Origin of the sequence: Paenibacillus sp. 23TSA30-6 (genome assembly GCF_014858585.1) — a bacterium.
GTDB lineage: Bacteria > Bacillota > Bacilli > Paenibacillales > Paenibacillaceae > Paenibacillus.
In genome coordinates, this window is record NZ_SLTL01000006.1 from 202136 (window position 1) to 215088 (window position 12953).

The 12953-nt window shown below is 50.8% G+C and carries 10 protein-coding genes; 1 reads left to right on the top strand and 9 read right to left on the bottom strand.

Annotated elements, in window-relative coordinates; all coding sequences use genetic code 11:
• Positions 1-53: 53 nt before the first annotated feature.
• The 4 genes from mutS to E0698_RS07805 form a co-directional block, all read right to left on the bottom strand.
• Entirely contained in the window at positions 54-2798 is a 2745-nt protein-coding gene (mutS, locus tag E0698_RS07790; RefSeq protein ID WP_192511168.1) for a DNA mismatch repair protein MutS, read from the bottom strand.
• A gap of 108 nt (positions 2799-2906) precedes the next feature.
• The gene (locus tag E0698_RS07795) at positions 2907-4130 is read right to left on the bottom strand and encodes a putative amidoligase domain-containing protein (RefSeq protein ID WP_192511169.1); all 1224 of its coding nucleotides are present in this window, start codon (positions 4128-4130) and stop codon (positions 2907-2909) included.
• A 134-nt stretch (positions 4131-4264) separates the two neighbouring features.
• On the bottom strand, positions 4265-4822 hold the full coding sequence (locus E0698_RS07800) for an outer spore coat protein CotE (protein ID WP_014281435.1): 558 nt from the start codon (positions 4820-4822) through the stop codon (positions 4265-4267).
• Positions 4823-4948: 126 nt separating this feature from the next.
• Positions 4949-5845, bottom strand: a complete 897-nt coding sequence (locus tag E0698_RS07805) for a LysR family transcriptional regulator (RefSeq protein WP_149096511.1) — start codon at positions 5843-5845, stop codon at positions 4949-4951.
• A gap of 115 nt (positions 5846-5960) precedes the next feature.
• On the opposite strand from E0698_RS07805, the gene E0698_RS07810 reads away from it, so the two are divergent.
• Positions 5961-7271 carry an amino acid permease gene (locus E0698_RS07810; RefSeq protein WP_134914727.1) on the top strand — a complete coding sequence of 437 codons (1311 nt, stop codon included), beginning with the start codon at positions 5961-5963 and terminating at the stop codon, positions 7269-7271.
• A gap of 30 nt (positions 7272-7301) precedes the next feature.
• On the opposite strand, the gene E0698_RS07815 is transcribed toward E0698_RS07810, so the two are convergent.
• The 5 genes from E0698_RS07815 to E0698_RS07835 form a co-directional block, all read right to left on the bottom strand.
• Positions 7302-8258 carry an aromatic acid exporter family protein gene (locus E0698_RS07815; RefSeq protein WP_192511170.1) on the bottom strand — a complete coding sequence of 319 codons (957 nt, stop codon included), beginning with the start codon at positions 8256-8258 and terminating at the stop codon, positions 7302-7304.
• A 111-nt stretch (positions 8259-8369) separates the two neighbouring features.
• Complete coding sequence (locus E0698_RS07820) at positions 8370-9203, bottom strand: ABC transporter permease (RefSeq protein ID WP_192511171.1); 834 nt, start codon at positions 9201-9203, stop codon at positions 8370-8372.
• Between the two features lie 7 nt (positions 9204-9210).
• A complete protein-coding gene (locus tag E0698_RS07825) occupies positions 9211-10023 on the bottom strand; it encodes an ABC transporter ATP-binding protein (protein ID WP_192511172.1) in 813 nt (270 codons plus the stop codon).
• Entirely contained in the window at positions 10020-11108 is a 1089-nt protein-coding gene (locus E0698_RS07830; protein ID WP_192511173.1) for an ABC transporter substrate-binding protein, read from the bottom strand. The genes E0698_RS07825 and E0698_RS07830 overlap by 4 nt, the downstream gene beginning before the upstream one ends.
• Before the next feature lie 131 nt (positions 11109-11239).
• Positions 11240-12757 (bottom strand): carboxypeptidase M32, encoded by a 1518-nt coding sequence (locus E0698_RS07835; RefSeq protein ID WP_192511174.1) that lies wholly within the window; start codon positions 12755-12757, stop codon positions 11240-11242.
• Between the last annotated feature and the right edge of the window lie 196 nt (positions 12758-12953).

Sequence of the window (12953 nt, forward strand, 5' to 3'; positions counted from 1 at the left end):
ACCTCCCCCTGACCTCAAAGTGTGATGAAAAACTGGAAATATCATATCGTGAACTACAGGCCGTTAGCCTTGTTTTTCAGTTCATTTAACAACTGCATCGCCTGCAAAGGTGTCATGTTCATGACATCGGCGTTTTTCACCTTGCGTAAAATCTGGCGCACAATCGGATTAACCTCGGCCGTCTCTAGCTGCGGCTTGGCAGGAGCAAGCTCTTGCTCTCCGAAAATGGACAGTTGTACGACTCCGGTAGCCGTATGGTCCAGCACACTGGAGTCTTCCACAGCCTGCTGAGTGTCTTCTTTTACAACGGTGGCTTGCTGTGACACAAATGGAGCCTGCAATGCAGCTTCTCTTACAACGTTTTCCCTCGCTGCTGCAACAACCTCGGTGCCTGCCGTTACTTGGGAAGCTGCGTGCTCAAAGCCGTGCAACAGCCCGTTCGCGCGTTCAATGATATTATCCGGCAAACCTGCAAGACGGGCACAATAAATACCGTAACTGCTACTGGCCGCACCCGGTATGAGCTTGCGCAGGAAATTCACCTTGTCGCCGCTTTCCTGTACTGCCATAGAGTAATTCCGCAGCGAGGACAGGCTTTGCTCCAAATGAGCCAGCTCATGAAAATGCGTAGACACCAGCGCCTTACAGCCGATCGTATCATGCACAAACTCGATGACCGCCTGCGCAATCGCCATCCCTTCACTGGTGGACGTACCGCGTCCCAACTCGTCAATAATGATGAGGCTTCGCGGAGTCGCCTTGTCTGTCATGACCTGAATATCAGCCATTTCCACCATGAACGTACTCTGTCCACCGATCAGATCATCCGCTGCACCGATGCGCGTAAAAATGCGATCCAGCATCGGCACTTTGGCATGTGCAGCCGGAACGAAGCAGCCGATCTGCGCCATGATTGCGATAAGCGCGACCTGACGCATATACGTGCTTTTCCCGGCCATATTCGGACCGGTGATCAGCAAAATATGCGCATCTTTTTCTTCCAGTGCCGTACCATTGGCGATAAAGCTGCCATCCTTCATCACGGCTTCCACAACGGGATGCCGCCCCTGCTCCACTACGAAATCATATCCCGTGGTCAGTTCAGGCTTGACGAAGCCACGCTCTGCGCTGACCGATGCCAGTGACTGGTACACGTCAATTTCAGCCACCCGCTCTGCCAGCTTTTGCAGACGTGGAATTTCAGTATTTAGTTTACTGCGAAGCTCGGAGAAGAGAGAGTACTCCAGGTCCACCATCTTATCCTCGGCTTCCAAAATCAGAGATTCCTTTTCCTTCAGCTCCGGTGTAATATAACGTTCCGCATTCGCCAGCGTTTGCTTGCGTTCATATCGTCCTTCCGGCAATGAAGCCAGATTGGATTTGGTTACCTCGATATAATAGCCAAATACTTTGTTGTACCCGATTTTGAGCGACCGAATGCCAGTCGCTACACGTTCCTTGGCCTCCAGCTCGGCGATCCAGCGCTTGCCGTTCACACTAGCTTCCCGTAGCTCGTCCAGACGCTGATGGTAGCCTTCCTTAATGAGGCCGCCGTCCCTTACGGAAATAGGCGGCTCATCCGCCACGGCTTCCTCAATCAACGCGCACAAGTCTGTACAGCTATCCAGCGTTTGGGCAATTCGGCGCAGTGTCTCCGATTCCGATTCTGCGCATAACTCACGCAAAGCCGGAATCCGGGTCAATGACAGCTTGAGTGCAATCAGGTCGCGTGCATTGGCGCTGCCAAAGGCAATTCGCCCAACCAAGCGCTCCAGATCGTAAATTTCCTTGAGCTGTGCACGCACATCCTCCCGAAAAATAAACTGATGGTACAGCTTGTCCACCGCTTCCAGCCGTTCCTCGATCAGATTACTGCTAAGCAGCGGCTTGTCGATCCAGCGTCGCAGCAACCGCGCTCCCATCGACGTCTCCGTCCGATCCAGCAGCCACAGCAACGAGCCCTTCTTGGAGCGCTCACGAACCGTCTCCACCAGTTCCAGATTACGGCGGGTAAATGGATCAAGAATCATAAAATGGTTCGGCTCATAAGCAGAAATCTGTGTCAACTGGCCTAACGATCTTTTTTGCGTTTCATTCAAATAAGCAATCAAACGCGATACACAATGCCTACGTTCCTCGTTGAGTCTGGCCCACGTTGCTTCACCAAATTGACCACGCACAAGATCATCCTTAGACTTGTCCCAGGCTGTGTATACAACACGCCGTCCTACGGGTGACATTCGGGAGGTCACAAAATCGAGCAGATGACCGTCCCCCAGCATCTCTGATGGCTCATAAATATTAATTTCATCCAATAGCCATTCCTTCGAATCCGGTACAGAGGTCACATACAGCTCACCTGTGGACAAATCGCAAGCCGCCAGTGCCAGCATCCCGTCCGTCTCGGTGACACATACCATGTAGTTGTTGGATTTGTCACCCAGCACCTTGCCTTCCATTACCGTACCCGGAGTGACGACACGGACAATATCTCGCCGTACCATCCCTTTCGTAACCGAGGCATCCTCCATCTGTTCGCAAATGGCAACTTTATAGCCCTTTTCTATAAGGCGCTGTATGTAATTTTCCGCCGAATGATAAGGCACGCCGCACATCGGAATTTTTTCCGTGCCGCCACCCTCACGTCCGGTAAGTGTAATCTCCAGCTCCTTAGATGCAAGAATCGCATCATCAAAAAACATCTCGTAAAAATCCCCCAGGCGGAAAAACAAAAACGCATCCTGCGCCTGATCTTTTATCGATAAATATTGCTCAATCATTGGTGTATATTTGGCCATACCTTTTACTAACCCCCATACATTGTTCCGTTTAAACTTACATTACCTTTCATTATAGCAAAAATGACAGTCGATAACATGAAAGCATCGCAGACAACGTCACACATTTTACGAAAGCTTCCAGAACGGACGCAAATCCCGCGATTCATCCCATTGTTTTCCCTGACGCAGGCTGTCCAGCAATGGACCGACATAAGCTTTATATTGCGGATATACATCCAGTGAAACAATATCCAAAATAAGAGGTTCCATATACTCCCCCAGCACGATCCGATTTCCTTCATAAAACGCTCTATGAGCCTCTTCCTCATCCAGCGGCCTGCGCTGCAAACGCGGATATTGAGACGCGATGAGAAATGCCATTCCAATCACGCCTTTCGCGAGCTGTGGCGAAACGAGAAAGCTGGGTAGTGTACGGTATTCAAAACCTCCATACGGTTGGCGGCGAAAATCGCCCAAATTGCCGTAATGCGGTCTGCGCCGAGCTGCTCGTTTATCTTCTAACAACGCCAAAGGCAGCGCTAAATAATTGTCCAGCGCACGCAACAGTGCCCCGTTCAGCGGAATTCCGCTAAAATGCAGATGCCCTCCCAGCGGAAAACCCGACTGCGGCATCCCGCCCGCTTGCCAAATCAGCGTACGGTCGGCAATGCGTCGGGCTGCCGCCGCAAAGGCATGGCGTAAATGTGTCAGTAAAAGGGCCGGATCGCCACTTGGCGTGGGTCGAAGCTCAGCGACCGGGTACAATGTCCGCCCCCGGCGCGTAACCGCATCGCATCCTGCCACGCCAAGGCGGCCCAAATATCGTGAAGCCGGTACGACCCGTCCTTCCGGCATGCGGACCAGCACAAATTCAGGGTCCATCCCGATTAGCAGCTGCTTATCCCCTTGTGCTGCTGGAGGGTCTTGTTCTTCACGAGCTGCGGCTTCATATAGCGTGTCTAGGCGTCTACCATTTAGCCATGGCTGCGCCACGACTTCACGTACCTGACAACTGCGCTCGCCCAGCAGTGTCAGCGCCACTTCACCGCTGTCGAGGCCGAGTGTGTACAAAGTACGCACAGCCAATCGCTCCATTCTGATGGACAGTTGAGAGCTGCTATCCAGCGCAGTCGGATCATAAGCGCGGACTTTGGAGTGTCCTTCAATTGTGCGTCTTCGAATTTCCAGCATTCGCAGTTGATGGATTTGCACTGCATAGCCTACCGCAAAATCTGCTGCGTTGTCGTCAATCCAGCGAACCGATATGCCGGAACGTTCCAGCCTGCGCTGCTTTTCATCATCCGGCATCTGTCTGAAGCGTCTGAGCGCCTGTCCCGCCTGCTGCATCATCTTACCCCTCCCTACCAGATTACGGACGACTGGAAAATTCCCCTTCCCTATAACAAGAAAAAGGAGGGCCTTTGCTCCCTGCGCAGTCTCAGCCGGCGCAAAGAGTAAAGCGGCCCTCTTTTTGGTTACTTCCGTCAGAGCTCGTCGTCGATGAGGTCGGGGTCGAGCTCCTCATAGTCCCCTTCTTCCGCTCCAAAATCATAGTCCTTGTCAAAATCGTCACTGCTTCCATTCGGGAATACTTCTACAACAATCTTCGTTTCCGCCACCAGCTCCACCGCAAATTCCCGCTCGACCCGGATAATTACGCTGCCGCCCCCTGAAGACACACTGGCCTCAACGCAGCTTGGCTCCTGTGTCGCCTCGGCGGATACTTCCACTGTAGACGCCCGGTGTTTCGGATCAAGATACGAGAGCGGCACATTTTCCACATACGACACCGTTTCCTTAGCCACATCGGTCTGCGAGTTTTTATCGTATGAATACCAGATATTGATATCATACGTCCCCACCACCTCAATGCCGTCTCCAGCCGCCACAGCCTCATACTGGTGGTTAATAATCCACGCCCCCAAAATGCTGGTCGGATTATTAGGCGGAGTTACGGTATGGGTTACGGTAGAGAATTTGCGACCTTTACCGCAGATCGCTTTTGTAATAATCTCTCTACGATTTTTATGACTCAATGCCATTCTTGAACCTCCTCCATACAATCAATCATTCCATACATATGTATGCAGGAAGTAGGCGAATGTTGAGTGAATAGGCGAAAAGGAAAAAATATTATTTGTATAAGCTTATGCTCTAACGGCTTGAACTCATGCACGCCATTGTGTTACATGCTGCTCGACAATCCGTAAAAATTCGCTGAGCGCCGGGGATTTCCACTTTTTCGTGTGATAGGCGACCTGGGTAGCCACCTGCTGTTCGCTGTCATCCCAGCTTAAACGCGCCATCTTCCCTTCACGCAATTCATTTTGCACCGTAACCAGCGGAAGCAGCGCAACGCCCAATCCGGCCATGACACATTGCTTGATCGCTTCAATACTCCAAAACTCCAGACTCGGGTCTGCAAAAATACCGTGTCTATTCAAATATTGCTCAAAAAGGATACGATAGGTGCAGCCCGCCTCTGTGTGCAAAATGGTTTCGTCCTTTAAGTCAACGGGCTCCACGTTATTATAGGAAACTAATGGATGACCCAGTGGCGCGACCAATGCCATCGGCTCGTGAATGAGTGTAGTGACATGCAGTTCTCTATCCTCCGTCTCCGGCTGAAGCAAAAAGGCCAAATCCAGCTCACCTGAGCGGGTCATATCGCGCAATTCCCAGCATTCTCCCGGTTTAAGCACGATTTTCACCTTTGGATACCGTTCCCTGTACTCACGGATCAGGCTCGGCAGGCGGAAAGCCGCCAGCGACTCTGGCGCTCCGATTTTCAGTGTGCCCGTCAGCACGGTTTCCGAACGTAGCGCATCCTTGGCAAGGGCATGCATCTTGGAAATTTCCTGCGCATAGGGCAGCAAGCGTCGTCCGGCATCTGTCAGCATGATTTTCTTACCTATGCGGTCAAAAAGAGGTGTGCCCAGCTCCGTCTCCAGCGTCTGAATTTGGGCAGTTATACTTGATTGTGCATAGTCTAATATACGCGCCGCCCGGGTAAAGCTGCCTGCCTCAACCACATTTAAAAACGTAAACAAATGCCGTGATTCCATAAATTGCTCCTTCGATCGTTTTTTTCGATACAAGCCATCGTTATATTCCGTTTTTCCGATAGATTGATTATCTGATAAGCTGAAGGAAATGACAAGAGAAAGAAGGCTTACCTGAATGACAAATGAACATAAACTGCAATCTACCATTGGTCTTCCACAGGCCATTGCGCTATATATCGGGGCGGTGCTGGGTTCGGGGATATTGATTGTGCCCGGTCTTGCCGCCGAAATGGCGGGTCCGGCCTCCCTATTGGCGTGGGGCTTTATGACCCTGCTCATCTTGCCGATGGCTCTATCTATGGGACTGTTGTCCGCCAAATTCCCGAACGCTGGAGGAGTATCGCATTTTGTCTCGCTGGCTTTTTCGCCGCGTGCAGGCTCTTATATCGGATGGTTTTTTCTGATGTCAGTTCCGATTGGGGCGCCTGTTGCCGCACTCACCGGAGCTGGCTATATGACCGCCGCCATGGGCTGGGGAGAGGGAAGCCGGATGGGATTGGCCGCCGCCATGCTGGCGGTTGGACTGATCATTAACTGGATCGGTATGAAGGTTGCGGGACGTATTCAGATCGCCGTTGTCATTGCTATCGTTGCTGTCCTTATCTTCGCCATTGTCGCAGCGCTGCCACAAATGAAATCGGTACACTTCACACCGTTTGCTCCGCACGGCTGGCTTCCTGTTGGTCAGGCGGCAGCAATTCTGTTCTGGTGCTTCATCGGTTGGGAGGCTGTCTCCCATTTGTCGGAGGAATTCACCAATCCACAACGGGCGGCTGTTAAGGGTGTCACCGTAGCAGCCGTTATCGTCGGTTTGCTTTATTTTCTTACTGCACTGGCTACAGTCGGGACGCAAAGCTACCTTGCAGGCGGATCGGACGCTTCGCTCGTATGGGTGATTAGCCGGGCCATTGGTCCGTGGGGCGCGGTGATAGCCGGCTTGACAGGCATCTTTATATGTACAGCTACGATTATTGCTTATGTTGGTGCTGCTTCACGCGTCGCATATGCTTTATCCCGGCAAGGCCATGCCTTCCGCTGGATGGGTCTCTTATCCCGGCGCTTTCATACGCCAATTGGGGGTATCGTGTTTCTCTTCCTTTGTTTCGTCGTCATTATGTCCCTTTACGGTAGCGGTACTGTTTCACTCACCAACCTGATTCAGTTCCCCAACGCCACTTTTATCCTGACCTACCTGGGCGGGTGTGCTGCGGGTATCAAGCTGCTACGAGGTAATCGCTGGGGTGTAGCCATCAGTTGGGTGTCGTTCATCTCGACTGCGGTGGTGTTTCCTTTTGTCGGCTGGGCCATGCTTTATCCTTGCCTGATCACCGTTGCCTTATGGATCGCAGGTCGAATTCGGCACAAACGCCCCCTTCCTGCTCCGCCCGTCATCACTGAACAAAAAAAAGCTACTGTCCATCGTTAGACAGTAGCTTTTTAGTTGGGGCCCTCGACTCTAAGCTTTGACTGGAGTGGGGGCCTTGTCCTTTTTGGCGATTTTCAAATACTGATGTAATTCATGTGTAAGCTGTAACAATGCCGAACGAATTTCGAATTCCTCCCGGGTTGAGGGGAGCTCCATTTTTTTGAATTCCTCACGTACCTGCTCCAGCAACTTCTCCGTCTGTCCCGTATAATGTCCGGCCAGAACGTCATTGCTGAGCTGATCAAATAGCTCGGCTAAAAGTTTGGCCTGCGGCATATGCTGGTACATCTGCGAGATCAACTGCATCATATTTTGAATGGATTCCAGCTGTTCCCTGCGCATATAAAAGTACACATTCCAGCCCTCTTGCGGACGAAGCATCTGATTTTCCAATGAACGCCCTGCCTCGGTCACCCCTCTGGCTATGACGCTGTTTGCCTCTATAACTTCCTTGCCATCCCATATGTATGCCGGACTGCGTAATGTATTGGCCATATTTCTGAATATAATGGAAAACGTCCGGTCTACCTCCTGCCGGATTTGCTGCATGGTGTTATCGGAGCGCGGCATGTAGGCCAAATTGACGACCATCGCGGACCCTAATCCGATGACCAGCAGACACAGTTGGGTCAGCAGCACCTGCATATCAATCACACCACCGCTGAACACGCGGAAAACCACGACCGAACCCGTGACGATTCCTTCCTTAAAGCCCACCCGTACAATGACCGGAAACGCCGTTAAAATATATAATGCCAGTACCCAATCATGGAATCCGAATAGAACAAACAAAACACAAGCAAAAAGAAGCCCCACGACGGATGCAAAAAATCTCGCCGAAATGGTACGGAGGCTTCTCTTGCGCGTGACATCCACCCCCAAAATAGCCAAAAGCCCTGCCGAGGTAGCTCCATGAATGCCAAAACCATCCGCAATGAGTACGGCCATTAATGCGGCAATAGCCGTTTTAATCGTACGAAAGCCCATGAAAAAATTCTGTCCTCTCTGGATGAAATCTGTTTTCGTAAATTTTGAATCATTTTCATTTTCATGGTACTTTATTTTCACGTTTTACACAAATGTATAGAAGTATGATTCTTATCGCTGGGGACGATCAGACAGCAACAGACGCTCGACATACACGACCGCCTGATACATCAGTGTTGCTACAACGGCAATGATAAGCAGACTGGACATCACCAGGGTAAAATTAAATACCTGGAAGCCGTAGATGATCAAATAGCCCAACCCGTTTTTAGCCACCAGGAATTCACCGACGATCACGCCAACCCAGGCCATGCCGACATTCACCTTCAGTGTAGAGACGATAGCCGGAAAGGATGCAGGCAGAATCACCTTGCTAAACGTATCGCGCCGCGATCCACCAAATGTGCGAACCACCTTGATCAAATTCGAATCGACTTCCTGAAAGCTGTTATACACGACTAACGTCGTAATAATGACCGTAATTGAGAGGGTCGTCATTAGAATAGCGGTAAATCCCGCCCCAAACATGACGATAAAAATCGGGCCCAGCGCCACCTTGGGCATACTGTTGAACACGACCATATAGGGGTCCAGCACCTTCGACAAAAACGGTGACCACCAGATCAGCACAGCCAGCAGTGTTCCCAGCAGCGTCCCAAGTAAAAAACCCGCTAACGTCTCTCCAACCGTGACACCGACATGCCCCCACAGCTCGCCGCTGACCGCATCCTTGCCAATTTGGGAAAATATTTTGCTTGGATAGCTAAACAGCAGTACATCAATCCATTTCATCCGACCCGCAATTTCCCACAACACGAATAAAAACACTAAAATAGCTGTCTGTACACCCGTTACCAACCGCCGCTCCGAACGCCTTCTGCGTCGATACTCCTGATACAGCCCTTGAATCCAGTGCTGTCCAAGCCGGTCCGATTCGTCCTTCATCCTTGATTCACTCCTTTGCTCCCGAAACCTCCAGTTCACCCCATATTTCATGAAAAAGCTCATTAAAGCCCGGCTGCTCGCGCGCATAAAAAGGCTGAACTTCCCGGATCGAATCCGGAATTTCAAAGGTACGCCGGATGTGGCCCGGATTTCGGCCCAACACAATTATCCGGTCGCTGACCGCAATCGCCTCGGCCAAATCATGTGTGACCAAAATAGCCGTCTTCCCCCGCTCACGCAAGGTTTCGGCAATCAGATCTTCCAGTTGGAGCTTGGTCTGATAATCCAGCGCGGAGAACGGCTCATCGAGCAGCAGCAGCCCTGGATTGGTCGCAAGTGTCCGTACCAGTGCCACACGTTGGCGCATCCCCCCGGATAACTGGGACGGATGCAGATGCTCCTTTCCTCCCAGCCCCATGCCTTCCAGCAGCAGTCGGGTCCGTTCACGCGAGTCCTCATCTACCCGGTTGCCCAGTTCCAGACCCAGCAGCGCATTATCCATGATCGTACGCCACGGAAACAGATAATCCTGCTGCAACATGTAGCCGACCTCCGTACTCGGACCGCTTACAGGTCGGCCTTGCAGCAGCACCTGACCCGCCGCCGGGCGCAATAGACCGGCGATCATGGACAGGATTGTCGTCTTTCCGCAGCCGCTCGGGCCAACCAGACTGATAAACTCCCCTGACCCTACCGCAAAGTCTATATTCTCAACCGCCAGCGACGCCTCACGGTCCGTTACATACACATGCGTCACTTGCTTCAGCTCCACAACCGGGACCGTTGCAGCCAAAGTGAGACTACTCCGTTCTTCGATCATGGCGAGCCTCCGGCATCTACGCCTGTATCTGTGACTCCACTTGTTCCCGCTTTTGCAGGCTGGTCAGCGTTCCCCGATGAGTCTGTTGCAATCGCCTTCTCTGCAAAGCTCCGATTCACCAGTTGATCCAGCGCAACCGGACTTTTCAATTCACCCGCCGAAGCCATGACATCCTGTAAATTTTTCCATTCTTTTTCCTCAATTATTGGGTTCACAGCATAGGTGCCTTGTTCCTTGTAACGCTTGACACTACTGGTCAGAACCGCCAGATCTGTATCCTTAAAATAGGGCGTAATGGCTTCGGCAATTTGCTCCGGTGAATGCGTAGCAATCCACTGTTGTGCCCGGTATACAGCCTTTGTAAATTTTTGCGTGGCCTCACCATTTTCGTTTAGATAGCTTTGTTTCGCCATATATACGGTATAGGGTAGCTCGCCGCTCTCCACACCAATGGAGGCCACTACCCGTCCCCGACCTTCTTTTTCGAAAATAGATGCCTGGGGCTCGAATAACTGCACATAATCCCCCGTACCGGAACCGAAAGCAGAGGCAACATTGGCAAAATCAATATTTTGAATCAGCTTCAAATCCTTGTGTGGATCAATGCCGTGTTTGCGCAGCGCAAATTCCAACGACATTTGTGGCATTCCGCCCTTTCTTTGTCCAAGAAAATTTTGTCCTTTCAGCTCTTCCCAGTCAAAGCTACCCTGCGTTTGCCGGGCAAACAGAAAGGTTCCGTCCGTCTGCGTCAGTTGGGCAAAATTAATGATGGGGTCCTCTGCCCCTTGCTGGTACACATAAATAGATGTTTCCGCACCAATAAGCGCGATATCCGCCTGATTGGACAACAACGCCGTCATCGTCTTGTCGCCACCGGGAATCGTCGCCAGTTGGACATCCAGTCCCTCCTGAGCAAACATCCCCTGGCTCAAGGCTACATACTGTGGCGCATAAAAGACCGTTCGGGCTACTTCGCCCAGTCTGATCTCAATCGTCTGCCCCTCTTTGGGTGCGCACCCGCCGAGCAGCAGCAATCCGAGCAGTGCCGCAGCCGCCACAGCTTTGAAACGAGCGCCGATGTTCATCCCTGTTCCCTCCCCACCTTTTTGCATTATAGACTTCATATATTGTTATGCGGCTGTCGATGTAATCGTTAATCTCATACAAAAACCCCACGTTCGCCCATGAACGCGGGGTAGATGCACAAATGATGATGTTATAGCTTGTAAATGGAGGTGTATTTTTCTTCCAGATAATCAGCCAGATAATCCGGGTTCAGATCCTCACCTGTAATGGCTACAATCAGCTCGGACGGCGTCCGGCTCTTGCCATAACGGTAGATCCGTTCGGTCAGCCATTGCTTGATCGGCTCCAGCTCTCCCGCAGCAATCAGCTCATCCAGATTTGGAAGCTCCTTGCGCAGTGTCGCCAAAATTTGTGCTGCATACATATTGCCAAGCGAGTAAGAGGCAAAATAACCAAAATCACCACCGGACCAGTGAACATCCTGTAAAACGCCATGCCCGTCATCCGACGGGAGAAGTCCCAGATATTCCTTATATTTTGCATTCCATACTTCTGGAAGGCGCTTCACATCCAGTTTTTCGTTAAACAGCATTTTTTCAATTTCATAGCGGATAATGATATGTAAGTTATATGTCAACTCATCCGCTTCAATACGAATCAGTGAATTTTCCACACGGTTAACGGCCAGGTAGAATTGCTCTGCTGTAACCTTCGCCAGACGGTCTGGAAAATGCTTTTGCAGGTCAGCATAATACCGATCCCAAAAAGCACTGCTGCGTCCAATCATATTTTCCCACAAGCGAGACTGGGATTCATGAATCCCCATGGAGGTTCCTTCGGAAAGCAGCGATCCTGCCAGCTCAGGCGCAATATTTTGCTCATACAGCGCATGACCACCTTCATGCAATGAGCTGAAAATTGCGCTAGTCACATCATCTTGCAAATAATGTGTTGTTATGCGCACATCACCCGGATTTAATCCTGTTGCAAAAGGGTGCACGCTCTCATCCAAACGACCTGCGTCGAAGTCATAGCCCATTTGTCTCAGAATGAACAGGCCGAACTTCTCTTGCTGCTTCACATCAAACACACCGTCCAGAAAGCTCGAATCCGGCTGGTTGGGTGATGCCTGAATTTTAGACAATAGTGGCACAAGGCGCTTTTTGAGACGATCAAACACAGCATCCAGCTTTTCAACCGTCATCCCGGGCTCATATTGATCCAAAAGCGTATCGTATTCCGTGTCCTTAACACCCCAATAACCGATAAACTCACGCTTCATCTCTACGATTTTAGACAAATAAGGCTCGAATCCGGCAAAATCGCTATGTTCCTTGGCATCCTCCCACTTGCTCTCCGCCTGAGCAGCGAGTACGCTGTATTCCCGATAACGGTCAGCCGGAACCGAACGGTTCAGCTCATAATTTTTGCGGCATTCCTCCACCAGTCTGCGATCATTGTCCTCCAGTTGCTCCAGTTTGTCTTCTGCGGCAAAAAATTGCAGCAATTGCCCCATTTCATCCGAAATAACCAGCTTGAACATTTCAGTAGACAGCATCCCCAATGTTTCCGAACGAATGTCAATGCCCTTGCGCGGAGCACCTGTCCGTAAATCCCAATGTAATAAGCCTACGGCTTCACCATAACTTCTGATTTTGTGTGCTAATTCTTTTAAAGCCAACAATTGATTCAACGTCTGTTGCACCATAATTGAGGTCACCTCTTTATCTAAAAATGGATAAAACTTTATACTTCTTATACTTGATGATACTTATATTAAAAAGTATAATCAACACACAACTTGTACGACCAGCTCCTGGAGGCTTTGGAATCCGTCGGATTGTACATATTTTCCAAGGAGTAAAGCCTGATTGCCGGTCCGTGTGGATCGGAATTAGGCTTCT

Excerpts from the sequence above, each read along its gene's own strand:
- E0698_RS07815 (WP_192511170.1), bottom strand. The coding sequence starts at position 8,258 with ATGGGCTTTCGTACGATTAAAACGGCTATTGCCGCATTAATGGCCGTA.
- E0698_RS07835 (WP_192511174.1), bottom strand. The coding sequence starts at position 12,757 with ATGGTGCAACAGACGTTGAATCAATTGTTGGCTTTAAAAGAATTAGCA.
- E0698_RS07800 (WP_014281435.1), bottom strand. The coding sequence starts at position 4,822 with ATGGCATTGAGTCATAAAAATCGTAGAGAGATTATTACAAAAGCGATC.
- E0698_RS07810 (WP_134914727.1), top strand. The coding sequence starts at position 5,961 with ATGACAAATGAACATAAACTGCAATCTACCATTGGTCTTCCACAGGCC.
- E0698_RS07820 (WP_192511171.1), bottom strand. The coding sequence starts at position 9,203 with ATGAAGGACGAATCGGACCGGCTTGGACAGCACTGGATTCAAGGGCTG.
- E0698_RS07825 (WP_192511172.1), bottom strand. The coding sequence starts at position 10,023 with ATGATCGAAGAACGGAGTAGTCTCACTTTGGCTGCAACGGTCCCGGTT.
- E0698_RS07830 (WP_192511173.1), bottom strand. The coding sequence starts at position 11,108 with ATGAACATCGGCGCTCGTTTCAAAGCTGTGGCGGCTGCGGCACTGCTC.
- mutS (WP_192511168.1), bottom strand. The coding sequence starts at position 2,798 with ATGGCCAAATATACACCAATGATTGAGCAATATTTATCGATAAAAGAT.
- E0698_RS07795 (WP_192511169.1), bottom strand. The coding sequence starts at position 4,130 with ATGATGCAGCAGGCGGGACAGGCGCTCAGACGCTTCAGACAGATGCCG.
- E0698_RS07805 (WP_149096511.1), bottom strand. The coding sequence starts at position 5,845 with ATGGAATCACGGCATTTGTTTACGTTTTTAAATGTGGTTGAGGCAGGC.